This window comes from Saccharothrix sp. NBAS 001 (assembly GCF_056640475.1).
Map to the genome: position 1 here is coordinate 7,430,724 of NZ_CM153251.1, position 22,015 is coordinate 7,452,738.

28 protein-coding genes are annotated in these 22,015 nt (G+C 72.8%); 6 read left to right on the forward strand and 22 right to left on the reverse strand.

All coding sequences use genetic code 11. The annotated features are described in order from the left end of the window. Positions 1-46: 46 nt before the first annotated feature. A complete protein-coding gene (cds1, locus tag AC0HI0_RS32220; RefSeq protein ID WP_480927241.1) occupies positions 47-1,093 on the reverse strand; it encodes an L-cysteine desulfhydrase Cds1 in 1,047 nt (348 codons plus the stop codon). A gap of 68 nt (positions 1,094-1,161) precedes the next feature. Between cds1 and AC0HI0_RS32225 the strand changes: the two genes are divergently transcribed. The 3 genes from AC0HI0_RS32225 to AC0HI0_RS32235 all read left to right on the forward strand — a co-directional run bounded on the left by AC0HI0_RS32225 (position 1,162) and on the right by AC0HI0_RS32235 (position 2,924). Next, positions 1,162-2,166 (forward strand): ADP-ribosylglycohydrolase family protein, encoded by a 1,005-nt coding sequence (locus AC0HI0_RS32225; RefSeq protein WP_480927242.1) that lies wholly within the window; start codon positions 1,162-1,164, stop codon positions 2,164-2,166. An 87-nt stretch (positions 2,167-2,253) separates the two neighbouring features. Then, a complete protein-coding gene (locus AC0HI0_RS32230; RefSeq protein ID WP_480927243.1) occupies positions 2,254-2,598 on the forward strand; it encodes a PadR family transcriptional regulator in 345 nt (114 codons plus the stop codon). After that, entirely contained in the window at positions 2,595-2,924 is a 330-nt protein-coding gene (locus AC0HI0_RS32235; RefSeq protein ID WP_480927244.1) for a hypothetical protein, read from the forward strand. Before AC0HI0_RS32230 ends, AC0HI0_RS32235 begins: the two co-directional genes overlap by 4 nt. A gap of 4 nt (positions 2,925-2,928) precedes the next feature. Here the strand turns inward: AC0HI0_RS32235 and AC0HI0_RS32240 are convergent, their stop codons facing one another. Beyond that, entirely contained in the window at positions 2,929-3,177 is a 249-nt protein-coding gene (locus AC0HI0_RS32240; protein ID WP_480927245.1) for a DUF4229 domain-containing protein, read from the reverse strand. A 29-nt stretch (positions 3,178-3,206) separates the two neighbouring features. After that, positions 3,207-3,674 (reverse strand): Lrp/AsnC family transcriptional regulator, encoded by a 468-nt coding sequence (locus tag AC0HI0_RS32245; protein WP_480927246.1) that lies wholly within the window; start codon positions 3,672-3,674, stop codon positions 3,207-3,209. 150 nt (positions 3,675-3,824) lie between these two features. On the opposite strand from AC0HI0_RS32245, the gene AC0HI0_RS32250 reads away from it, so the two are divergent. After that, the gene (locus tag AC0HI0_RS32250) at positions 3,825-4,043 is read left to right on the forward strand and encodes a BldC family transcriptional regulator (RefSeq protein ID WP_231904860.1); all 219 of its coding nucleotides are present in this window, start codon (positions 3,825-3,827) and stop codon (positions 4,041-4,043) included. A gap of 52 nt (positions 4,044-4,095) precedes the next feature. Further along, positions 4,096-4,272 (forward strand): hypothetical protein, encoded by a 177-nt coding sequence (locus AC0HI0_RS32255; RefSeq protein ID WP_480927247.1) that lies wholly within the window; start codon positions 4,096-4,098, stop codon positions 4,270-4,272. Positions 4,273-4,355: 83 nt separating this feature from the next. Here the strand turns inward: AC0HI0_RS32255 and AC0HI0_RS32260 are convergent, their stop codons facing one another. From AC0HI0_RS32260 to AC0HI0_RS32275, 4 genes are all read right to left on the reverse strand, one after another. Continuing rightward, positions 4,356-5,846, reverse strand: a complete 1,491-nt coding sequence (locus AC0HI0_RS32260) for a MinD/ParA family ATP-binding protein (RefSeq protein WP_480927248.1) — start codon at positions 5,844-5,846, stop codon at positions 4,356-4,358. Positions 5,847-5,947: 101 nt separating this feature from the next. After that, positions 5,948-6,910: a c-type cytochrome biogenesis protein CcsB gene (gene ccsB / locus AC0HI0_RS32265; RefSeq protein WP_480927249.1), complete on the reverse strand. Its 963-nt coding sequence runs from the start codon at positions 6,908-6,910 to the stop codon at positions 5,948-5,950. Then, positions 6,911-8,449, reverse strand: a complete 1,539-nt coding sequence (resB, locus tag AC0HI0_RS32270) for a cytochrome c biogenesis protein ResB (RefSeq protein WP_480927250.1) — start codon at positions 8,447-8,449, stop codon at positions 6,911-6,913. Beyond that, positions 8,449-9,228: a cytochrome c biogenesis CcdA family protein gene (locus AC0HI0_RS32275; protein ID WP_480927251.1), complete on the reverse strand. Its 780-nt coding sequence runs from the start codon at positions 9,226-9,228 to the stop codon at positions 8,449-8,451. Before AC0HI0_RS32275 ends, resB begins: the two co-directional genes overlap by 1 nt. A gap of 155 nt (positions 9,229-9,383) precedes the next feature. Here AC0HI0_RS32275 and AC0HI0_RS32280 point away from each other — a divergent pair, with 155 nt between their 5' ends. Beyond that, positions 9,384-10,346, forward strand: a complete 963-nt coding sequence (locus tag AC0HI0_RS32280; protein ID WP_480927252.1) for a M64 family metallopeptidase — start codon at positions 9,384-9,386, stop codon at positions 10,344-10,346. A 42-nt stretch (positions 10,347-10,388) separates the two neighbouring features. Here AC0HI0_RS32280 and AC0HI0_RS32285 read toward each other — a convergent pair whose 3' ends face one another. The 15 genes from AC0HI0_RS32285 to AC0HI0_RS32355 all read right to left on the reverse strand — a co-directional run bounded on the left by AC0HI0_RS32285 (position 10,389) and on the right by AC0HI0_RS32355 (position 22,004). Further along, positions 10,389-10,964, reverse strand: coding sequence for a TlpA disulfide reductase family protein (locus AC0HI0_RS32285; protein ID WP_480927253.1), 576 nt, complete (start codon positions 10,962-10,964; stop codon positions 10,389-10,391). Continuing rightward, positions 10,961-11,587, reverse strand: a complete 627-nt coding sequence (locus tag AC0HI0_RS32290) for a histidine phosphatase family protein (RefSeq protein WP_480927254.1) — start codon at positions 11,585-11,587, stop codon at positions 10,961-10,963. The genes AC0HI0_RS32285 and AC0HI0_RS32290 overlap by 4 nt, the downstream gene beginning before the upstream one ends. Further along, positions 11,584-12,873 (reverse strand): glutamate-1-semialdehyde 2,1-aminomutase, encoded by a 1,290-nt coding sequence (hemL, locus tag AC0HI0_RS32295; RefSeq protein ID WP_480927255.1) that lies wholly within the window; start codon positions 12,871-12,873, stop codon positions 11,584-11,586. The genes AC0HI0_RS32290 and hemL overlap by 4 nt, the downstream gene beginning before the upstream one ends. 11 nt (positions 12,874-12,884) lie before the next feature. Continuing rightward, positions 12,885-13,217 carry a hypothetical protein gene (locus AC0HI0_RS32300; RefSeq protein ID WP_480927256.1) on the reverse strand — a complete coding sequence of 111 codons (333 nt, stop codon included), beginning with the start codon at positions 13,215-13,217 and terminating at the stop codon, positions 12,885-12,887. Positions 13,218-13,229: 12 nt separating this feature from the next. Continuing rightward, positions 13,230-13,685 (reverse strand): hypothetical protein, encoded by a 456-nt coding sequence (locus AC0HI0_RS32305; protein ID WP_480927257.1) that lies wholly within the window; start codon positions 13,683-13,685, stop codon positions 13,230-13,232. After that, complete coding sequence (locus AC0HI0_RS32310) at positions 13,685-14,236, reverse strand: hypothetical protein (RefSeq protein ID WP_480927258.1); 552 nt, start codon at positions 14,234-14,236, stop codon at positions 13,685-13,687. The genes AC0HI0_RS32305 and AC0HI0_RS32310 overlap by 1 nt, the downstream gene beginning before the upstream one ends. Further along, positions 14,233-14,850: a hypothetical protein gene (locus AC0HI0_RS32315; protein WP_480927259.1), complete on the reverse strand. Its 618-nt coding sequence runs from the start codon at positions 14,848-14,850 to the stop codon at positions 14,233-14,235. Before AC0HI0_RS32315 ends, AC0HI0_RS32310 begins: the two co-directional genes overlap by 4 nt. A 21-nt stretch (positions 14,851-14,871) precedes the next feature. Continuing rightward, positions 14,872-15,249, reverse strand: coding sequence for a hypothetical protein (locus tag AC0HI0_RS32320; protein ID WP_480927260.1), 378 nt, complete (start codon positions 15,247-15,249; stop codon positions 14,872-14,874). Further along, positions 15,246-15,785, reverse strand: a complete 540-nt coding sequence (locus tag AC0HI0_RS32325) for a hypothetical protein (protein ID WP_480927261.1) — start codon at positions 15,783-15,785, stop codon at positions 15,246-15,248. The genes AC0HI0_RS32320 and AC0HI0_RS32325 overlap by 4 nt, the downstream gene beginning before the upstream one ends. Before the next feature lie 182 nt (positions 15,786-15,967). After that, positions 15,968-16,567, reverse strand: coding sequence for a hypothetical protein (locus tag AC0HI0_RS32330; RefSeq protein WP_480927262.1), 600 nt, complete (start codon positions 16,565-16,567; stop codon positions 15,968-15,970). A gap of 42 nt (positions 16,568-16,609) precedes the next feature. Continuing rightward, a complete protein-coding gene (locus AC0HI0_RS32335) occupies positions 16,610-17,161 on the reverse strand; it encodes a hypothetical protein (protein ID WP_480927263.1) in 552 nt (183 codons plus the stop codon). After that, positions 17,158-18,135, reverse strand: coding sequence for a porphobilinogen synthase (hemB, locus tag AC0HI0_RS32340; RefSeq protein ID WP_480927264.1), 978 nt, complete (start codon positions 18,133-18,135; stop codon positions 17,158-17,160). The genes AC0HI0_RS32335 and hemB overlap by 4 nt, the downstream gene beginning before the upstream one ends. A gap of 61 nt (positions 18,136-18,196) precedes the next feature. After that, positions 18,197-19,729, reverse strand: a complete 1,533-nt coding sequence (locus AC0HI0_RS32345; RefSeq protein ID WP_480927265.1) for a bifunctional uroporphyrinogen-III C-methyltransferase/uroporphyrinogen-III synthase — start codon at positions 19,727-19,729, stop codon at positions 18,197-18,199. A 14-nt stretch (positions 19,730-19,743) separates the two neighbouring features. Then, positions 19,744-20,685: a hydroxymethylbilane synthase gene (gene hemC / locus AC0HI0_RS32350; RefSeq protein ID WP_480927266.1), complete on the reverse strand. Its 942-nt coding sequence runs from the start codon at positions 20,683-20,685 to the stop codon at positions 19,744-19,746. Continuing rightward, positions 20,682-22,004, reverse strand: a complete 1,323-nt coding sequence (locus tag AC0HI0_RS32355) for a glutamyl-tRNA reductase (protein WP_480927267.1) — start codon at positions 22,002-22,004, stop codon at positions 20,682-20,684. Before AC0HI0_RS32355 ends, hemC begins: the two co-directional genes overlap by 4 nt. Positions 22,005-22,015 lie beyond the last annotated feature (11 nt).

The following is a 22,015-nucleotide window of genomic DNA, read 5'->3' on the forward strand; positions in this document are numbered from 1 at the left end:
TGCGACGCACGACACCCGGCCCGCGTTCCCCCGCTTGCCGAGATTGTTACGACCAAGTCCCCGTGCTGCGGAAACGGGTCAGGGTCGCGAGGTGGTCGGAGAGGTCCATGCCCTGGTCCGACACCCACTTGTCGTCGTAGTACGTGTTCGCGTAACGCTCGCCGCCGTCGCACAGCAGGGTCACCACGCTGCCGCGCGACCGGGACGCCCGCATCTCCGCGATGAGCTGGAACGCGCCCCACAGGTTGGTCCCGGTGGAGCCGCCGACCCGGCGGCCCAGGACCTGCTCGACGTGCCGGACGGTGGCGATGGACGCCGCGTCCGGGACCTTGATCATCCGGTCGATGACGGGCCCGACGAACGACGGCTCGACGCGCGGCCGGCCGATGCCCTCGATCCGCGACCCCCGGGTGCCGGTCAGGTCGGGGTTGCCGTCGCGCCACGCGTCGAAGAACACCGAGTGCTCCGGGTCCACGACGGCCAGCCTCGACCGGAGCTTGCGGTAGTGGATGTAGCGGCCGATGGTGGCGCTGGTGCCGCCGGTGCCCGCGCCGACCACGACCCACTCGGGTTCCGGCGACGCCTCCTGGGACATCTGCTGGAACACCGATTCGGCGATGTTGTTGTTGCCGCGCCAGTCGGTGGCGCGCTCGGCGTGGGTGAACTGGTCCATGAAGTGGCCGTCGAGGTCCGCCGCCAACCTGCGGGACTCGTCGTAGATGGCGCCGGGCTCGTCGACGAAGTGGCACCGGCCGCCCTGGCGCTCGATCAGCGCGACCTTCTCCCCGCTGGTCGAGCGGGGCATCACGGCGATGAACGGCAGGCCCAGCAGCCGGGCGAAGTACGCCTCGGACACGGCCGTGGAACCGGAGGACGCCTCGATCACGGGCGTCCCGCCGACCACCCAGCCGTTGCAGATCGCGTACAGGAACAGCGATCGGGCCAAGCGGTGCTTGAGCGAGCCGGTGGGGTGGGTCGACTCGTCCTTGAGGTAGAGGTCGATCCCCCACTCCAGCGGGAGGGGGAAGTGCAGCAGGTGGGTGTCGGCGCTGCGGTTGGCGTCCGCCTCGATGATCGAGACGGCCTCGCACACCCATTCCCTGGTGCGTGAGCTACATCGGTCTACCGAAATGGTCACGCCGGCACGATAACTTCTGCGACGTGACCTCACGTGGGAGCACTTCAGCGCGGGACGCCCTGCGGGCGTGCCTGCTGGCGGGCGCGGTCGGCGACGCGCTCGGCGGGTCGATCGAGTTCGACCGCATCGACCGCATCCGGGGCCGGTTCGGCCCGTCCGGCCTGACCGACTACGCCCCCGCGTACGGGCGGCTCGGCGCGATCACCGACGACACCCAGATGACCCTGTTCACGCTGGAGGGGCTGGTGCTGGCGCGGCGGCGGGGCAGCGACCCGGTGCACGAGGTGCGGGTCGCCTACGGCCGCTGGCTGCGCACCCAGGGCGGGCCGGAGGTGGCCGCCGACGGGTGGCTGCTGGACGTGCCGGCGCTGCACCAGCTCCGCGCGCCGGGCAACACCTGCCTGACGGCGCTGCGCTCGGGGGTGCTGGGCACGGTCGAGTCGCCGATCAACGACTCGAAGGGCTGTGGCGCGGTGATGCGCGCCGCGCCGGTCGCGTTGTGGTCCGACCGGGCCGACGAGGTGTTCGCGCTGGCCGCGGCGACCGGTGCGCTGACCCACGGCCACCCCAGCGGCTACCTCTCGGCGGGCGTGCTGGCGGTGCTGGTGCAGCAGCTGTGGCAGGGCGCGGAGCTGACCGGCGCGATCGACGTGGCGCGTGACGAACTCCAGCGCTGGGAGGGCCACCAGGAGCAGTTGGTGCTGCTGGACCTGGCCGCGGAGATGGGCACGCGCGGCGTGCGGCCGACGCCGGAGGTGATCGAGACGGCGCTGGGCGGCGGCTGGGTCGGCGAGGAGGCGCTGGCGATCGCGGTGCTGACCGCGCTGGCCGCGCAGGGCCTGGCGGACGGGCTGCTGCTGGCCGTGAACCACTCCGGCGACAGCGATTCGACCGGGGCGCTGTGCGGGAACCTGCTGGGCGCGCGGGACGGCGTGGCGGCGCTGCCCGCGCACTGGCTGGACTCGCTGGAGCTGGCCGAGGTGATCGGGCGGCTGGCCGACGAGGCCGCCGAGGTGTTCGGACGCTGAGGCTCCGGCCCCGAGGGTCCGGGGCCGAGGGGTCCGGGGCGCGGAGCACCGTGGACTTCCTTAATCTACATAGGTAGCATTAGCCGGGTGGAACAGCTGGAACGGATCGGCAAGGCCACCCTCGACGTGCTGGACGTGCTGCTCGACGGCGACCGGCCGCGCTGGGGGCTGGAGATCATCAAGCTGACCGGGCGGCCGTCCGGCAGCGTCTACCCGCTGCTCGACAGATTGGAACGGGCGGGCTGGGTGACGTCGAGCTGGGACGACGACGCCGAACGCCGAGGCCCGCGCCGCCGGATGTACGTACTCACCCCGGACGGAGCCAAAGAGGCGGTAAAAGTGTCAGCCGAGCGGGCGGCCCGCGAACGGGCCCGGGAAACGCCCCGCCGCACCCGCTCCCCCCGCACGGCCGGGCCGCAGGTGGCGGGATGACGCGCCTGGCGCTCGCCCTCGTCGCGTTGGCGACGGCGCTGCTCCCCGACGACGACCGCGACCGCTACCGCGAACAGTGGCGCGCCGACCTGCTCGGCGCCCGTGAACTGGGACTTTCACCGCTCGGCGTCGCGTTCGGCGCGCTGCGCGTGGCGGTGTCCCGCAAAGAGGAGGCCCGGAAGGCGATGCCCCGGAAACGACCGCTCATGCTCCCCATCGGCGTCCTGGCGCCGGCCCTGCGGCTGCGCGAGAGCACGAACATCGGCGCGGTGCTCGCGGTGATGCTGCTGGCGAACCTCGGCGGGGTGATCCTGCTGGTCGTCTAGGCCGTCACACGGACGGGCCGGGCTCGCCGCGCAGCTGGGAACGCAGCTTCTCCCGCTCGACCCGGCGGGCCGCCTGCTTCTCCTCCAGGCCCCGCGCCACGCGCATCCGCAGCCCGCGGAACACGAACAGCGAGAGGGGCAGCGCGACGACCACGCCGACCGCCAGGGCGACCAGCAGCGGCACGTTGAGCAGCACGAGCCCCGCGGTGACCGCGGCGACCATGCCCAGCCGCGCGCACACGTACAACGTCACATCACGACCCAGGTGCACGGTTACCCAGGCTACGCGCTGCCCTCGGGCTCGCCCGCCTCGGTGTTCGGACGCCCCTCGAACCGGGTGGACAGCACGACCGTGGTGCGGGTCCGGGCCACCCCCGGGATGCGCCGCAGCCTGCCCAGCGAGCGCTCCAGGTCGTCCACCGTGGCCACCCGCACTTTGACGATGAACGACTCGTCGCCCGCCACCCGGTAGCAGGACTCGACCTCGATCAACCCGCCCAGCGACAGGGCCAGCTCGTCGTCGTCGGCGGTGTCCGTGGGGTGGATGCTGACCAGGGCCGTCACCCCCAGGCCGACCGCGCTCGGGTCGACCACGGCGTGGTAGCCGACGATGACCCCGGTGGCCTCCAGCTTGCCGACCCGCTCGTGCACCGCGGAGGCGGACAGGCCCACCTTGCGCCCCAGATCGGCGTAGGTGGCCCGGCCGTTCGCGCGCAGGGCGGCGATGATCTGGCGATCAAGTGCGTCCACCGGGCCTAGCCTAGGGCCACCGACCACGATGTCCGAACCGCCCACTTCGTCCCTTACTACCTCTTTACCATCACCCAAGCGTTCGAGTACCCGAAGGTCGGGATGCCACGATGCGTCCGGTACGTCTGTTCGGCATCGGGGAGGAAGACCGTGACCGTGACGCAGGGACACCAGGGGGAACGGCTGCTCACACCGGGCGAAGTGGCCAATCTCTTCCGCGTCGACCCCAAGACCGTGACCCGCTGGGCCACGGCGGGGCGCATCGGCTCGATCCGGACCCCGGGCGGCCACCGCCGCTTCCGGGAGTCCGAGGTCCAGGCGCTGCTCTCCCAGTTGACGACCGAGGCGACCGAACCGGTGCGGCACTGACGCCGTTCACCTCGGTGACACGGGTAATCTCGGGGCAAAGGAGGTGGCGACCATGCTCTACGTGCTCGCGCTGATCGGTGCGGTCACCATCGCCGTCCTGCTGTGGCGCGCGTTCGGGCCGGACCGGGTCGATACCGCCCCCAGCCGCCGCGCTGTCGCGCCGGACGACGATCCCGAGTTCCTGCGCAAGCTGGGTGAGCAGAGCAAGAAACGTCCGGACGAAGAGTGACGGACGCGGTGCCGAGGGGCCTCCGCCGAGGCCCCTCGTCGCGTTGACGCGGGCGCCCGCGCCAGGTCGCGCCGCCGGCCCGCTCAGGTGACCTTGTTCGGGAAGTCGTCGGCCACCGTCGCGGCCAGCTCCAGCAGCGCCAGCCGGGTCTCCGGGCCGAGCTTGTCCAGCTCGATCTCGGCGCCCTCCTCCAGGTGCGCGTCGAACGGGATGCGCACCACCGCGCGGCAGCGCTGGGCGAAGTGCGCGGCCAGCTTGTCCAGGTCGACCTTGCCCGAGCCGGGCCGCACCGAGTTGATCACCGCGACCGACTTGGCGACCAGGTCGCGGTAGCCGTGCGCCTCCAGCCAGTCCAGGGTCGCCGCGGAGGTCTGCGCGCCGTCCACCGAGCCGGACGAGACCAGCACCAGCGAGTCGGCCTGGTCGAGCACGCCCTTCATCGCGGAGTGCATCAGGCCGGTGCCGCAGTCGGTGAGCACGATGTTGTAGAAGAGTTCGAGCAGCGAGACGGTGCGCAGGTAGTCCTGGTCGCTGAACGCCTCGGACACCGCCGGGTCCTGCTCGGAGGCGAGGATCTCCAGCCGGCTGGGCGACTGCGACGTGTACGCGCGGACGTCGCTGTACTTGGTGATCCGCGAGGCGTCGCGCAGCAGGTGCCGCACGGTCGCCGTGGTCTCGCGCGGCACCTTCAGCGCGAGCGTGCCGCGGTCGGGGTTGGCGTCCACCGCGATCACCCGGTCGCCGCGCAGCGACGAGAACGTCGAGCCCAGCGTGGTGGTCGTGGTGGTCTTGCCGACGCCGCCCTTGAGGCTGAGCATCGCGATCTTGTAGCACCCGCGCAGCGGCTGGTTGATCCGCGCGATCAGCTCACGCCGCCGCACGTCCGCCGGGCTCTCGCCGAGGTTCACCAGGCCGCCGGTCACCGCGTGCACGGTCCTGCGCCAGCCGGACTGCGGCGGGCGCTTCGCGCGCTTGATCAGCTGCTGCGACGACACGTCGTGCGCGGTCGCCTGCTGCGGCTGCGGCGGCTGCTGCTGGGCCTGGATGCTCTGCGGGAAGTTGTTCGGGAACGAGCCCTGGAACTGGTGCGGCCCGCTCTGGCCGGACACCTGGTAGGCACCGCTCTGGTGCGGGCCCGCCTGGTACTGGCCGCCGACCTGGTAGGGACCGGACTGGCCGCCCACCTGGTAAGGCCCCGACTGGCCGGGCACGGGGTAGGGACCGGACTGGCCGGGCACCGGGTACGCGCCCGACTGGCCGCCGACCTGGTACTGCCCGGATTGGTGCGGACCCGACTGGTGCGGGCCGGGCTGGCCCGCGACCTGGTGCGGGCCGCTCTGCCCGGCCACCGGGTAGGCGCCCGACGGCGTGCCCTGCGCCGGGAAGCCGCCGGAGGGCGGCCCCGTCACCGGGCCGGACTGGGCCGGGTCGAAGTTGACGGTCGCGGGCTCGACGTACTGGGACTGCGCCGCGGGTTCGACCGGATGGGCACCCGACTGGTTCGGGTTGGGCTGCCCCTCCCCGCCCGAGGGCGGCTGCCACGACGATTCAGGGTTCTCGTAGCGACCGGTCACCGCTGGGGTCCTCCCTGGAGCAGAGCGGATCGAGCACTCCCCGACCTCACGATTGCGACGGTAGTCGGCTCGCAGCGGTTCCACGACACTGGGTAGGGGGTCTAACTGACACCCGCGTAAGAGTGCAATCCGGTCGTGACCAGGTTGATGAAGAACAGGTTGAAGACGGTCAGCGCGAAGCCCAGCGAGTTGATCCACGCGGCGGGCCGGCCGCGCCAGCCGGCCGTGGCACGGGCGTGCAGGTACGCGGCGTAGACCACCCACGCCACGAACGACACCGTCTCCTTCGGGTCCCAGCCCCAGAACCGGCCCCACGCCGCCTCGGCCCAGATCGCGCCGCAGATGATGCCGAGGGTGAACAGCGGGAACGCGAACACCGTGCTGCGGTAGGCCAGCCGGTCGAGCACCTCGGAGTCGGGCAGCTTCGCGAACCTCGCCCGGCCGGAGGACTTGAGCAGGTACAGCACGCTGGCCACGCCCGGCAGCAGGAACAGGCCGCTGGACACCGAGATCACCGAGACGTGCACGACCAGCCAGTACGACTGGAGGGCCGGCTGCACGGGCGCGGCCTCGGCGTAGAGCACGGTGCCGCCGAGGAACATCAGCAGCGCGATCGGCGTCAGCACGAACCCGCCGAGCTTGCGCACCGGGAACATCCGCACCAGCACCAGCCAGCCCACGACCGCCGCGAGCGTCAGCAGCGCCGTGTACTCGTACATGTTGCCCCACGGCGCGCGCTCGGTCGCCACACCGCGCAGCACCAGGGAACCGCCGTGCAGCAGCACGCCGAGCACGGTCAGCGCGACACCCATCCGCCCGAGCTTCTCGGCGCGTGGGCGCTCGGTGCGCACCACCAGGCCGGGCTGCCACCCGCCGTCCTCGCCGGTGCCCGCGACCTGCGGCCCGGCCCCGACGAGTTCGCGCTCCTTGGCCTTCCCGGGCTTCGCGGCGTTCTTCGCGAAAGCCTGCTCGCACAGGTAGAACACGGCGGCGATCACGTAGATCGCCACGGCCGCGCCGTACGTCCAGTCGCTGAACGTGGCCAGCGTCGTGTTGACCGGCATCTAGCTCTCCTCCTTGAGCAGGTCCCGGGACAGGGAGCCGAACTCCTCGCCGTACCCGGCCTGGTCGGTGCGCGCCAGGCCACCGACCTCGACAACCGTACGCCCGTCCTCCTGGGGGGTCGCCCGCACCCAGATCCGCCGCCGCTTCACCGTCAGGGACACCGCCAGACCCAGGATGACCAGCACCGCGAACACCAGCACCCACACCTGCGTCGGGTCGTGGGACACCTGGAGCGAAACCCAGTCCCGGACGCCCTCGAAGCGGATGGTGGTGCCGTCGTCGAGCTTGATCTCCTCGCCGACCTTCAGGTTCTGCCGGGCGACCTTGGCGAGCTTGCCGTCCTTCACCATCTTCTGGTCGATGGAGAAGATCGACTGGCCGCGCCCGGAGTCCGTGCCCAGGTCGCCCCGGTAGACGTCGACGGCCACGGCCGGGTCGCGCGCCTCGGGGAACGCCGAGTCGAGCAGCTCGCCCTGGAACGCGGCGGTGGGCGCGAGCAGCCCGGTGATCGCGAGCTGGTTCTTGCGGCGCTGCTCGGCGTCGGTCACCCCGGGCGGGTCGAACTTGGTCGCGCCCTCCGACGCCAGCGTCACCGCGTTCACCGGACGCCACTGGGTCGAGCCGTTGCGCACCTCGCCGTTGGGGAAGGTGACCTTGAACAGCGGGGTGTAGCCGTGGCCGAGCAGGTAGAGCCGGTCGCCGGCGGTCCGCAGCGGGTGGTTGACCTGCAACGGGTACGGCCGCCAGGTGCCGGTCTCCAGGTCGTCGCCGGACTGGTAGTGGATGTCCGCCTGGAACGTCTGCGCCTGCCCGTTGTGCAGGTAGGTGGCGTGGAAGCCGTCGACCTTCACGCAGAACTGGTTGAGGTCGGTGCCGTCGACCCGCAGGCCGGGCCGGAACGTGTCGTAGTTGAACACGCCGGAGTTGCAGAACTGGCCGCCCTGCGAGGCGACGATCACCTGGCCCTCGTAGCCGAACATCTTGCCCAGCGCGAACGCCACCAGCAGGCCCAGCAGCGAGAAGTGGAAGACCAGGTTGCCGGTCTCGCGGAGGAACCCGCGCTCGGCGCTGACCGTGCGCGCGCCGTCGTCCTCCGCGCGCTCGACCAGCCGCCAGCCCTTGAGCCGGCGCTTGGCCGCCGCCACCACGTCCTCGGGCGACGCGGCGCGCTCGGCGGACGCGTGGTGCGGCATCCGGGCCAGGTTGCGCGGCGTGAGCACGGGCTTGGCCCGCATCTGCCGGTAGTACTCCCAGGTGCGCGGCAGCAGGCAGCCGATCAGCGACACGAACAGCAGCACGTAGACGGCGGAGAACCAGGCGCTGGCGTAGACGTCGAAGAACTGGAGCCGGTCGAGGAACTCGCCCCACCAGCCGTTGTCGGCGATGTACTGGGTGACCTTCTGCGGGTTCAGCGACCGCTGCGGCAGCAGCGCGCCGGGCATCGCGCCCAGCGCCAGCAGGAACAGCAGGGTCAGCGCGGTGCGCATGGCGGTCAGACCGCGCCACGTGTTGCGCAGGAAGGCGAGGAGGGCGCGCACTACAACGGCAGTTCGAGATCGCTGACCACGGCGTCGCGCAGCCAGAACACGAAATCGCCCCACAGCCCGGTGACCAGGGCGACGCCCACCGCGATCAGCAGCACGCCGCCGAACACCTGCACCTGGCGGACGTGCGCGCGCAGCCACCCGGTGACCCGCACCGCCCACCGCGCGCCGAGCGCGATCAGCACGAACGGCAGCCCCAGCCCGAGGCAGTAGGCCACCACCAGGACCGCGCCGCGCGCCGTGGCCGAGCCGACCTCGGTGCTGCGGGCCAGGGCCAGCACGCCGGCCAGCGTCGGCCCGATGCACGGGGTCCAGCCCAGCGCGAAGATGCCGCCCAGGACCGGCGCGCCCAGCAGCCCGCCGCGCGGGGCGCGGTGCAGCCGGACGTCCTTCTGCAACCCCGGGACCAGGCCGATGAACACCAGGCCCATGGCGATGGTGACGACGCCGCCGATGCGCTGGAACACGTCGGCGTCGAAGTAGAGGGTGTCGGTGAGCCCGAGGACGACGAACGACGTCAGGCTGAACACGATCGTGAAACCCAGCACGAACAACAGCGCCGCGCCCGCGACCCGCCAGCGGCCGGACTTGCGGCCCTCGGCGGAGTCCACGGCGGGCGCCTCCGCGCCGACCAGGCCGGCCAGGTAGGCGAGGTAGCCGGGGACCAGCGGGACCACGCACGGCGAGGCGAACGAGATCGCACCGGCCAGCACCGCCAGCCCCATGGCCAGTCCCAGCGGCCCGGACATCGCGAGTTGCGTCGTCGGGTCCACGGCCACCAGGGTAGGTACGGGCCGCTGAGAGCCGCTCACCGGACTCCCTTAGCGGCGACCTGGGTCACACCCGTCCGGAGATCCTCCGTTCCCCCATCGGTTAAACCCGACTTTCCACCCTTGTGAGTGAGTGAGCCGATTCATAGCGTGAGGGCATGCGCGTAAGCCGACTGACCCTGCCGGTCTTGGCCGTCGCACTCGTCGTCGCCACCGCCCCGGCCGGCGGTGGCGCGGTCGGGTCCCCTGTGGAGTGGCAGGAGGTGTTCTCCCCGGACGGCACCATCTCCCGGGTCGCCGTCCCGGTCGCCGCCCGGCCGCGAGCCGCGGCGTCCCCGGTGGCCGCCGACGTGGTGCCCGTGCAGCAGACCGGTCCCGCCGACCAGCGGTTCGACCTGGTGTTCGTCGGGGACGGCTACACCGCGTCCGAACTGGACACCTATCACCAGCACGTGATGGACAAGTGGGACGAGCTGTCCGCCGTGGAGCCGTTCAAGTCCTACAAGCAGTACTTCAACGTGTGGCAGGTCGACGTGGTGTCCAACGAGTCCGGTGTGGACAACGACCCCGCGCTGGGATCGGCCAGGGACACCGCGCTGGACATGGGTTTCTGGTGCCAGGGCCGGGACCTGAACACCGAGCGGCTGCTGTGCGTGGACCAGGACAAGGCGACCCGGTTCGCCGCGCTCGCCCCGCAGGCCGACCAGGTCATCGCGCTGGGCAACACCGCGAAGTACGGCGGCGCGGGCGGCGGCGTGGCGACGGCGGCGGGCGCGAACGCCCAGGCCGGGCAGATCGCCGTGCACGAACTCGGGCACTCCATCGGCGGGCTGGCCGACGAGTACGACTACCCGTACGACCGGTACTCCGGCAGCGAACCGGTCGAGCCGAACGCGACCGCCGACGCCACCGGCGCCAAGTGGTCCCGCTACCTGGGGCAGACCTCCCCCGACGGCGGGACGGTCGGCGCGTACGAGGGCAGCCGGTACTACCGGTACGGGCTGTACCGCCCCACCGAGAACTCGATCATGCGCACGCTGGGCCGCGAGTTCAACCTGGTCGGCCGCGAGGCGATGATCAACGCCTTCAAGACCAAGATCCCCGAGCTGGGCCGTCGGTAGGCGGCCCGATTCCCGGCTACGCCTCGGTGGTCCGATTTTCGGCTACGCCTCGGCGGCGAGTTCCTTCACCAGCGGCACCAGGTCGGTGGCGATCAGGGTCTCCAGGAACACCGCCGCGACCCGGTGCTGCTTGTCCAGCACGATGGTCGACGGCACGGTGTTCGGCGGCAGCCCCTTGAACGCCAGCAGCGTGCGGCCGGACTCGTCGTAGATCGACGGGTAGCGCAGGTCGCGGTCGCGCATGAAGTCGCGGGGCTGCTCGGCGGAACTCTCCTTCACCGCGATGCCCAGCACCTGCACGCCCAGCGACCCGGTCTCGTCCTGGACCTTCTGGAGTTCGGGCGACTCGGTGCGGCACGGGCCGCACCACGAGCCCCAGACGTTGACCACGACGACCTTGCCCGGGTAGTCGCCCAGCGAGACCGTCCGGCCGTCCTCGCGCACGTCCGGCCCGGACAGCACGCGGACCGCCTTGCGCTGGTCGCCGTCGTAGCGGATGCGCACCTGACCGTCCGGGGCGACGAACTGGAAGTCCGAGCCGGTCACCACGGCGTCGTCGCCGGTCGCGCACGCCGTCGCCGCGACCAGCAACGACAGCGCCACCGCGAGCCGCTTCACGCGCCCGTCACCCGCGGGCTGGTCGCGCCGGCGGGCTCGCTGTAGACGACCCGGACCAGCTCCTCGCCCTCGAACACCAGGCTGGTCAGCGACGCCAGCGAGCACTCCCGGCGACGCGGGTCGTGCCACATCCGCTTGCCCTCCAGGAACCGGCGCAGCGTCCAGATCGGCAGCTGGTGCGACACGCACACCGCCTCGTGGCCCTCGGCCGCCGCGCGCGCCCGCTGGACCGCGCCGAGCATCCGGTGGGCGATCTCCAGGTACGGCTCGCCCCACGACGGCTTGAACGGGTTCACCAGCTTCGGCCAGTGCCGGGGCGAGCGCAGCGCGCCGTCGCCGACCGCGACCTTGAGGCCCTCGAACTTGTTGCCCGCCTCGATCAGCCGGTTGTCGGTGGCCAGGTCGAGCCGGTGCGAGTCGACGATCGGCGCGGCGGTCTGCTGCGCCCGCTCCAGCGGCGAGGCCACGACGTGCGCGATGTCGTGGTCGGCCAGGTGCTCGGCGACGATCAGCGCCTGCTTCTGGCCCCGCTCGGACAGCCGGAAGCCGGGCAGCCGGCCGTAGAGGATCCCGGTCGGGTTGTGGACCTCGCCGTGGCGGAGCATGTGCACGACGGTCTTCACCGCTGGGCCTCCGCGGCGGCGCGGGCGGCGTGGGGCAGGGCGTCCGCGATCACCGCGAAGTCCTCCTCGGTCATGGCTGCGTTGACGAACCACGCCTCGAACGCGCTGGGCGGCGGGTAGACGCCGCGCTCCAGCAGGGCGTGGAAGAACGGCGGGAAGCGCCACGTCTGGGCGGCCTGCGCGCCCGCGTAGTCGACCACCTCGTCCTCGGCGAAGAAGACGCTGACCAGGTTGCCCGCGAACTGCACGCGGTGCGGCACGCCGGCGTCGGTCAGGGCGGCGGTGAACAGCGCGCCCAGGCGGGTCGCGTTGGCGTCCAGCGCCCGGTACACGTCGTCGGTCGCGGCGCGCAGCGTGGCCAGGCCGGCGGCCACCGCCACCGGGTTCCCGGACAGCGTGCCGGCCTGGTAGACGGGGCCGGCCGGGGCGAGCTTGCCCATCACGTCGGCGCGCCCGCCGAACGCGGCGGCGGGCAGCCCGCCGGACATCACCTTGCCGAACGTGTAGAGGTCGCCGGCCACCTGCTCCAGGCCGTACCAGCCCGCGCGGGAGACCCGGAAGCCGGTCATCACCTCGTCCATGACCAGCAGCGCGCCGTGCGCGTGGCACAGCTCCAGCAGCCCGGCGTTGTGCTTCGGGGCGACCGCGCCCATGTTGCCCGCCGCCGCCTCGGTGATCACGCACGCGATCTCGCCCGGGTTCTCGGCGAACGCGGCCTTCACGGCGTCGAGGTCGTTGTACGGCAGCACGATGGTGTCGGCGGCCTGCGCGCCGGTGACACCGGGCGAGGTGGGCAGGCCGAGCGTGGCGACGCCGGAGCCGGCGGCGGCCAGCAGGGCGTCCACGTGGCCGTGGTAGCAGCCGGCGAACTTGACGACCTTGCGCCGCCCGGTGAACCCCCGGGCCAGCCGGATCGCGCTCATCGTCGCCTCGGTGCCCGAGTTGACCAGCCGCACCTGCCGGACCGGGGCGACGCGGGCGATGATCTCCTCGGCCAGTTCGATCTCGCCCTCGGTGGGCGTGCCGAAGGACAGGCCGTGCACGGCGGCGGCGCGGACGGCGTCGACGACCTGCGGGTGGGCGTGGCCGAGGATCATCGGCCCCCACGAGGACACCAGGTCCACGTACCGGTTGCCGTCGGCGTCCCACAGGTGCGGGCCCTCGCCCCGGACCATGAACCGGGGCGTGCCGCCGACCGAGTGGAAGGCCCGGACCGGCGAGTTGACGCCACCGGGGATCACCGCCGCCGCGCGCTCGAACAGCGCCTGGGATCGCGTGGAAGTCACGAGGCCCAGTCTCACACGTCCGGTTCGGCGACCTGCTTCCGACCACGGGTGCGGACCGCGAGCAGCAGTTGGCGGACCGCGTCGAGCACCAGGACGCCCGCCACCGTGCCCAGGCCGATCGCCGCGCCGAGCCAGTTGCCCAGGTAGCGGGTGGACTCCAGCGGCGCGTGGTCCTCCACCGGGAAGCTGTAGCGCAGCACACCCCGGTTCCAGCACCACGCCGCGGCGAACACCAGTCCCACCGCGAGGACCACCTCGCCGGCCGCGACAGCGGCGCGCAGCGGCTGGTGCAGCCCCGGTCCCGGGGCGGCTGCGGCGGGTGCTTCGGACGTGGCTGCGGTCACCTGTGCAGCCTCTCACGCCCCGTCGGGGCGTGGAGCGCGGGTCGCGAGCAGCCGGTCCAGGGCGGCGCGCAGGGCGTCGGGGTCGCGCGCCCAGCCCGTCACGACGGTGCCGTCGGCCAGCCGCATCGGCACCGGCCCGGTGCCGCGCGGCTCGGTCCAGCCGCCGCCCAGGATCCGGGCGCCGGCGCGCGGCTCCACACCGGACACCTCGGCGATGTCGCCGATCCGCAACTCCTCGCGGCCCTGGTGCAGCGCCGCGGGCGTGAGCAGGACGCCGTGCATCCGCCGCCGGCTGTGCACCCAGACCTGCGCGGCCCCGGCGAGCGCGAGGGCCGCGACCACCCAGCGCAACGGCCACACCGGCCCGGTCGACGCCTCGACGCCGTACCCGACGAGGCCGAACACCGGCCCGAACAGCAGCGGCCACGAGGACGCGCCGGACTCCCGGTAGAGCACTGGTTGGTCCATCAGCCCAGGTTCCCCGCGAAGTGGTGCCGGGTGCCCGGCAGGAAGCTCAGCACGCCGGCCGCGGCGGGCAGCACCAGCCGCAGCACGATCACCACCCACGACGCCGGGTCGGTGCCGCCGGACCGGGACGCCACGACCGCCGCCGCCACGGCCAGGATCCCGATCACCAGGTACCCGCCGCACAGCGCGATCCGGGCGTAGTAGCTGCCGCCCAGGAACGCCACCGCGCCCCACACGCCGCCGACCGCGAGGCAGCCGGTGGCGAACAGCGTCATCACCGCGCCGAACCCGACGAACCGGCCGTGCTGCTCGGCGAGCACCCGCACGACCGTGCCGACCGGCCAGATCAGCGCCGCCAGCAGCCACACCACGAACGCCACGACGACGACGCCGGGGCGGGTCGACGCGACGGTCCGCTGGTCGACGTCGCGCATCCGGCCGGGGTAGCCGGGCTGCGGGCCGTGGCCCGGCGGGTGCTGCCGGCCGGCCTGCGGCAGGTGCACCGGCCGCATCGGCTGGTCGAACGGGTCGAACGGCGGCGGCTGGGTCATCGGCGGTTCACCCGCTGCCGCACGTAGTCGTTCGACGGGGGCAGGAACATGGCCACGGCCCCCAGCAGGAGCGCGCCCAGGAACAGCAGGGACCACACCATCCCGGCCCGCCAGTCCGCGTACGCGCTCATCCCGCCGGCCTCGAACCCGGCCACCACCACCAGCCAGAGCAGCAGCGCGGGCAGGGCCAGCACGGCGAGCAGGATCCGCGCCCAGTCCCGCCCGGAGCGCAGCTTCAACGCGCCGAGCACGTACGGCACGGCGAGCACCGCGAACCCGAGCCCGAACACCACCGGCGTGACCCGCGCGCCGAGCCGCGCCTCGGCCCGGGTGTTGGGCGTGGCCGTGCCCAGCGAGTCCTGGTAGAGCTGCTCGGCCAGCCGGTCCCCGCCGGTGTAGAACAGCACGGGCAGGCCGACCACCACCAGCAGCGCACCGGCCAGCCAGCACCAGGACGCGACGGTCAGCGCGGTCGGCCGGCGCGGCGCGAGCCCGCCCGGATCGACCGCCGGCATCGGCTGCGGGTAGCCGGCGTAGCCGGGCACCGGCGCGGCGGGCTGCCCCGGCAGGTCGACCGGGTGCAACGGCGAGGAGTACGGGTCTGGCTCGGACATGGGCGCTCTCCGGCGGGGGTGCTAGTGCTGCCGCACCCACTCTGCCGTACCGCGCGCCCAGGTGAGCGCCAACCCGGCACCGATCAGGAGCAACAGCACCAGGTTCGGCCCGGCCGACACGGTCAGCACGATCCACAGGACGTGCACCGCGGCCGCCGCGGTGAGCGCCCACCGCGCCCACCGCACGCGCCGCCGGAGCAGCAGTGCGAACGCCGCGTAGGCCGCGCCGCACACCACCGTGATGATCGAGAAGCCGACCAGCCACGTGGTCACGTCCTGGCCGGCGCGGTCCCAGTCGTCCCGGCGCAGCCACAGGTAGCCGACGTCGAGCAGCCCGAAGGCCGCGACCGCGAACCAGAGCGCGACGGCGGCGCGCGGCGCCGTCGGCGCAGCGGTCACCTGGCCCGCTTGACCGAGTCGAAGTACGCCTTCGAGTTGGGCAGGTAGAGCAGGACCACGGCCACCACGCTGATCAGCGAGGTGAGCAGGCCCGAGATGGTCGCGCCGACCAGCAGCGTGGACAGCAGGCCCAGCGCGGTGAGCGCGGCGAGCACGACCCGGGCCCAGTTGCGGCCGGCCCGCGCCTTGAACGCGAACAGCACGTACAGGCCCGCGAACACCACGCCGATTACCGCGCTGATCATGATGTTGGCGCTGACCAGGGCGTCGAACTCGGTCGGCGAGAGGTTGGCGTACTGCGGCACGCCGCGCAGCACGTCGGCGATCGCGTCGCGCTGGGTGAAGGCGAGCAGCCCGCCGATCGCGGACAGCACCGCACCCGCGATCCAGATCCAGAAGGAGATCTGGACCTCCTTCGGCACCGGCAGCGCCGGGCCGGCGGTACCCGTGCCCTGCAACTCGGACTCGCTCAGCGGCGGAGGCGCTGGGATGTACGGCTGCTGCTGCCCGCGGTCCGGGTCCTGTGGGGTCGTCACATCGGGAAACGCTAGAACCACCCAGGGCCACTGTCCACCGCGACGGGCCGGTCCGCGACCTACCGCGACACCGATCACCGACGAAGGTCGCCCGAACGCGCGACTTCGGTCGGTTCCACCGCCCGGGTCGCGGGAATCGCGTGTTGCCCGCCTCCCGACGGGCAACACGCGGTCACCTGGGGTCAGGCGGTCTTGAAGTAGTGGTTCGCGTCGGGCTTGAACATGAAGATCAGCGCGCCGACGGTGACCGCCAGGGACACCAGCGACAGCAGCGCCTGGATCACGCCGAAGAAGCCGATGCTGAACAGCAGGCCGAGGCCCGCCAGGCCCACCAGGCCGGTGATGACGCCGATACCGCCGAGCACCGCCAGCACGATCCGCGCCCAGTTCGCGCCGTTGCGCATCTGGAGCACGATCACCACCCACACCGCGAACAGGATGATGCTGAAGATCGCGCTGCCGTACGCCGGGCCGCCGCCCAGGGAGCCGCGCAGCGCCGGGTCGAGGCCCTTGGTCAGCTCGTCGTAGAGCGCCTGCGCGGTGATGAAGCTGACGATGCTGGAAACGATGCCGACGCCCGCGGCCACCATCCACAGCAGGAAAGCCGTGTCGACGGACTGGGGGCGCGGCGGGCGGTTCAGCTCACCGGGGGACAGCGGGGGCGCCTGCGGCGGGTAGCCGGGCTGCTGCGGGTAACCCTGCTGCGGGGGCTGCTGGGGGTAGCCACCGGGCTGCTGCTGGTAGCCGCCCTGCTGGCCGTAGGGGTCCTGAGGAGTGGTCATGCGCGGACGGTAGGAGTACGCGCAGGCCGAGTCGACCGGAATTCACAATCCGTTAGCTACCCGCGGTGGTTTGTCGACGACGGAACGCTGTGATCTGAAGTACCCGGAAACTGACGGCAAATACATCAGGACGATCGCCACCGCGTCCAGCACCATCGTGACCGCGCCGAACACCAGGTCCGAGGTGGCCACCGGCAGCTGCAGCACCGCCGCCAGGCCCGATCCGACGAGGATCAGCCGGGAGACCCCGATCACGATCCCCACGCCGCCGAACACGGTCAGCACGACCCGCGCCCAGTTCCGGCCGCCGGCCACCCGGTTCGCCAGCACCGCGTAGACCAGCACCAGCAGGGCGCCCAGCAGCAGGCCCATCAGGATGCCGCCGGACACCCCGGCGTCCAGCTCGTCCTGGCTCAGCGTCACGCCCTTGGCCAGCTGCTCGTCGCGCAGCATGTCGATCAGCGCGTTGCGGTCGGCGAGCTGCACCAGGAACCGGCCGAGGCCGACCAGCGCGCTGACGATCCACAGCCACCGCGCCAGGTCGACCGGCTTGGGCGGGGTCGGCCTGGGCGGGGCCGTTCTCGGCGCGCTCACTCCCGGTCCAGCCACCGCGCCGCCTCCGCCGCCCAGTAGGTGAGCACGAGGTCCGCGCCCGCGCGCCGGATCGACGTCAACATCTCCAGCACGGTCCGGTCGCGGTCGATCCACCCGTTGCGCGCGGCGGCCTCGACCATCGCGTACTCGCCGGAGACCTGGTAGGCCGCCACCGGCACGTCGGAGATCTCCCGGACCGCGCGCACCACGTCGAGGTACGGCAGCGCCGGCTTCACCATCACCATGTCCGCGCCCTCGGCGAGGTCAAGCTCGACCTCGCGCAGCGACTCGCGGACGTTGGCCGGGTCCTGCTGGTAGGTCCTGCGGTCGCCGTGGAGCTGCGAATCGATCGCCTCGCGGAACGGCCCGTACAGCGCCGACGCGTACTTGACCGTGTAGGCCAGCACGCCGGTGTCGGCGTACCCGGCCTCGTCCAGCGCCTTGCGGATGAAGCCGACCTGGCCGTCCATCATGCCGCTGGGCCCGACCAGGTGCGCGCCGGCCCGCGCCTGCGCCACCGCCATCTCGCCGTAGATCTCCAGCGTGGCGTCGTTGTCCACCTCGCCGGTCGGGGTGAGCACGCCGCAGTGGCCGTGGTCGGTGAACTCGTCCAGGCAGCAGTCCGACATCAGCACGGTGCTGTCGCCCAGTTCGGCGCGCAGGTCCGCGAGCGCGACGTTGAGGATGCCGTCCGGGTCGGTCGCGCCGGAGCCGACCGCGTCCCGGGTCGACGGCACGCCGAACAGCACCAGCCCGCCGACGCCGGCCTCGACCGCCTCGACGGCGGCCTTGCGCAGCGACTCGCGGGTGTGCTGGACCACGCCGGGCATGGACGAGATCGGGATCGGGGCCTCCGCCCCCTCCTTCACGAACATCGGCAGCACGAGGTGCCGGGGCCGCACGGTGGTCTCGCCGGCCAGGCGGCGCATCGCGGGCGTGGTGCGCAGCCGGCGGGGGCGGTGGGCGGGGAACACAGCGGCACTCCCTACGAAAAAGGAGGTCGGGGCCTCCGGTGGAGACCCCGACCTGGTTGCTTCACGAACGGCGCAGGCGCTTGGTCTTGCGCGGCGGGGGCAGCGCGCCCTCCGCCCGGAGCCTGGCCGCGTGCTGGGCCAGGGCGTCCACCAGGGCCGGCACGTTGGCCTCCTCCGGTTGGACGTCGACCCGCAGGCCGAACTCGCGGGCCGTCTCGGCGGTCTGCGGTCCGATGCACGCCACGAGCGTCCGGGCGTGCGGCTTGCCCGCGATGCCGACCAGGTTGCGGACCGTGGAGGACGAGGTGAAGCACACCGCGTCGAACCCGCCCGACTTGATCATCTCGCGGGTGTCGGCGGGCGGCGGCGCGGCCCGCACGGTGCGGTAGGCGGTCACGTCGTCGATCTCCCAGCCGCGTTCCCGCAGGCCCGCCGCCAAGGTCTCGGTGGCGATGTCGGCGCGCGGCAGCAGCACCCGGTCGACCGGGTCCAGGATGTCGTCATACGGCGGGAAGTCGGCCAGCAGGCCCTCGGAGGACTGCTCGCCGGAGGGCACCAGCTCGGGGATGATCCCGAACGAGCGCACCTTGGCCGCGGTCGACTCGCCGACGCAGGCGATCTTCACGCCGGAGAACGCCCGCGCGTCCAGGCCGAACTCGCGGAACTTCTCCCACACCGCGCGGACGGCGTTGGTCGAGGTGAACACCACCCACTGGTAGCGCCCGTCGACCAGGCCCTTCACCGAGCGCTCCATCTGCGCCGGGCTGCGCGGCGGCTCGACCGAGATGGTCGGCACCTCCACCGGGATCGCGCCGTGCGAGTGCAGCCGGTCGCTCATCGCGCCCGCCTGCTCCTTGGTCCTGGGCACGAGCACCCGCCACCCGTAGAGGGCGCGGGACTCCCACCAGGACAGCTTGGTGCGACCGGCGACGGCGCTGCCGACCGTGACGACCAGCGGGCCGCCCAGGTCGCCCGCGTCGGCCGCCAGCGACGCCAGCGTGGTGTCCACGGTGCGCTGGCCGAAGCCGGTGCCGTCCGCGGTCACCGCCACCGGGGTCTGCGGCGCGACGCCGTTCTCCACCAGGGAGGACGCCGCCTCGGCGAGGTGGCTGCCGGTGGCGTGCAGGACGAGCGTGCCGGGCGCGGCGGCCAGGCTCGCCCAGTCCGTCACCCCGCGCACGTCCGCCTCGGTGTGCACCGCGCCGAGCGCGACACCCGCGTACGCGGGCACCGCCGTGCCCGCCGGGACACCCGGCACCACGTCGAACGCGATCGTCGTCTTCGAGACGGCCTGCGCCTCCTTGACCACCGAGTCCAGCGTGAGCGGGTCGCCCGCCACCAGCCGGACCACCGCGTGGCCGTTCTTCGCCTCGGTCACCAGGTCCTTCGCCACGTCGGCCGGATCACCGACCGCCGGGCGGATCTCCACTCCGTCCGGGACGAGGGCGACCACCTCGGACGGCACGTCCGGGTCCGTCACCACGAGTTCCGCCTTGGCCAGCAGATCACGGGCGCGGACCGTGAGCAGGCCGGTGTCGCCGGGGCCGGAGCCCACGAAGGCGACACGGCCGGGGGTCTTGCGTGCGCGGGTCATCAGGGCACTCCCCATCAACTACGCCCCTCCGACCGCGCAGCGGCGAGGCCGGAGAGGTCGAGCAACTCGACGGCCAGCGCGCGGCCGAGTTCCTCTGCTGCGGTCAAGTCACCGGTGGCGGACGCACGGAGGAGGTCGCCGTCCTCCGTCGCCATGACCCCGCGCAGGGACAGGCGGAGGACTACCGCTCCCTGGTCGTCAAGGTCTTCCACCACATCGGCCAGTGCGCCGACCGGCGCGCTGCACCCCGCTTCGAGCTTGGCCAGCAAGGCCCGCTCGGCGGCGACAGCGGCCCTACTGGCCGAATCGTCCAGAGTGGACTGGAGGAGGTGCTCGGTGTCGACGTCGTCGACCCGGCACTCCACCGCGAGTGCGCCCTGTGCGGGCGCGGGGAGCATCTGGATGGGCTCCAAGGTCTCGGTGATCTCGGCCGTGCGGCCGAGTCGGGCGATGCCGGCGCGGGCCAGCACCACGGCGTCCAGCTCGCCGTCGGCCACCTTGCGGATGCGGCTGTCCACGTTGCCGCGCAGCGGCACGACGTCCAGGCCCAGGCCCAGCGCCTCCAGTTGCGCGGCGCGGCGCGGCGAGCCGGTGCCGACCTTCGAGCCGGTGGGCAGTTCGCCCAGGGTCAGGCCGTCACGGGCGACGAGCGCGTCGCGCGGGTCCTCGCGCGGCGGCACGGCGGCCAAGGACAGGCGCGGGTCACGCGCGGTGGGCAGGTCCTTGTACGAGTGGACGGCCACGTCGATCTCGCCGTTGGCGAGGGCGTCGCGCAGCGCCGAGGTGAACACCCCGATGCCGATCTCGGCGATGGGCGCGGACGACCGGTCGCCGGGGGTCGAGACGGTCACGATCTCCACGTCGGCGCCTGCGGCGCGCAACGCGTCGGCCACGTGACCGGTCTGCGCGAGTGCCAACGCACTGCCGCGCGTGCCGATCCTCAGGGTGCGGTTCACCGCTTCTCACCTTTGGGTCGCGTCGAATGGGGGGTGCTGACGGCCGCGGGCTTCTGCGGGTCCAGGCCGAACAGCTCGCGCAGCGCCTCGGCGTACCCCGCGCCACCGGGAGCGGCGGCCAGCTCCTTGACCCGCACGGTCGGCGTGTGCAGGAGCTTGTCCACCACCCGGCGCACGGTCTTGGCCAACTCGTCGCGGACCGCGGCGTCGAGTTCCGGCAGCCGCGAGTCCAGCCGCAGCAGCTCGGTGTCCACGACCTCGGCGGCCCGCTTGCGCAGGGCCGTCACGGTGGGCGTGACCTCGGCCGAGCGCTGCCCGGCCAGGTAGCCGCGCACCTCCTCGGCGACGATCTCCGCCGCGCGCAGGGCGTCCTGCCCGGTGGGGGCGTCGGACAGCCGTCGTTGCAGGGTCTCCAGGTCGACCACGCGCACGCCGGCCAGCAGCTCGGCGGCGGGGTCGACGTCCTTGGGCAGGCCGAGGTCGCACACGACCAGCGGCCGGCCGGGCTCGCGCTCGCCGATCAGCTCGGCGCCCACGACCACGTCCACCGAGCCGGTGCACGCGAACAGCACGTCCGCGGCGGCGATCTCGGCCACCAGGTCGTCCAGGCCGGTGGAGCGGGCCGCGACACCGTCCGCGACCAGCGCGTTCGCCAGCCGCGCGCCGTTGGCGGCGGTCCGGTTGGCGATCACCACCTCGCCGATGCCGGCGCGGCGCAGGTGGGCCGCGGCCAGGCCGCCCATCGAGCCCGCGCCCACCACCAGGGCGGTGCGGCCGGTGAGGCCGCCCAGCGCGGTGGCGGCGTCGGCCAGCGCCTCGGACACCACGGACGCGCCGGCGTGGTCGATGTCGGTGTCGGTGTGCACCCGCTTGCCGACCCGCAGCGCCTGCTGGGTCAGCTCGTGCAGCACGCGGCCGACGACGCCGGCCTCGTCCGCGCGGTTGTAGGCGGTGCGCAGCTGGCCGAGGATCTGGGCCTCGCCCACGACCATCGAGTCCAGGCCGCCCGCGACCGAGAACAGGTGCTCGACGGCGGCGGCGGCGTAGTGCACGTACAGGTGTTCGAACAGGTCCGCGGGCTCCGCGCCGGCCTGCCGGGCGAGCACCTCCACGACCTCGTTCATGCCACCGTGGAAGGTCTCCACGACGGCGTAGACCTCGACCCGGTTGCAGGTCGACAGCAGCACGGCCTCGGACACGCTGGGCGCCTTGAGCAGCTGGTCCAGCAGCTTGCCGAGGTCGGAATCGGCCACGGCGACGCGTTCCAGCACGGGAACCGGCGTGGTGCGGTGGGACAGCCCGACGACGAGGACGCTCATGACCGCACCGA

Excerpts from the sequence above, each read along its gene's own strand:
- AC0HI0_RS32330 (WP_480927262.1), bottom strand. The coding sequence starts at position 16,567 with ATGACCACTCCTCAGGACCCCTACGGCCAGCAGGGCGGCTACCAGCAG.
- AC0HI0_RS32355 (WP_480927267.1), bottom strand. The coding sequence starts at position 22,004 with ATGAGCGTCCTCGTCGTCGGGCTGTCCCACCGCACCACGCCGGTTCCC.
- AC0HI0_RS32310 (WP_480927258.1), bottom strand. The coding sequence starts at position 14,236 with ATGACCCAGCCGCCGCCGTTCGACCCGTTCGACCAGCCGATGCGGCCG.
- AC0HI0_RS32255 (WP_480927247.1), top strand. The coding sequence starts at position 4,096 with ATGCTCTACGTGCTCGCGCTGATCGGTGCGGTCACCATCGCCGTCCTG.
- AC0HI0_RS32345 (WP_480927265.1), bottom strand. The coding sequence starts at position 19,729 with ATGACCCGCGCACGCAAGACCCCCGGCCGTGTCGCCTTCGTGGGCTCC.
- ccsB (WP_480927249.1), bottom strand. The coding sequence starts at position 6,910 with ATGCCGGTCAACACGACGCTGGCCACGTTCAGCGACTGGACGTACGGC.
- AC0HI0_RS32315 (WP_480927259.1), bottom strand. The coding sequence starts at position 14,850 with ATGTCCGAGCCAGACCCGTACTCCTCGCCGTTGCACCCGGTCGACCTG.
- AC0HI0_RS32235 (WP_480927244.1), top strand. The coding sequence starts at position 2,595 with ATGACGCGCCTGGCGCTCGCCCTCGTCGCGTTGGCGACGGCGCTGCTC.
- AC0HI0_RS32305 (WP_480927257.1), bottom strand. The coding sequence starts at position 13,685 with ATGGACCAACCAGTGCTCTACCGGGAGTCCGGCGCGTCCTCGTGGCCG.
- AC0HI0_RS32280 (WP_480927252.1), top strand. The coding sequence starts at position 9,384 with ATGCGCGTAAGCCGACTGACCCTGCCGGTCTTGGCCGTCGCACTCGTC.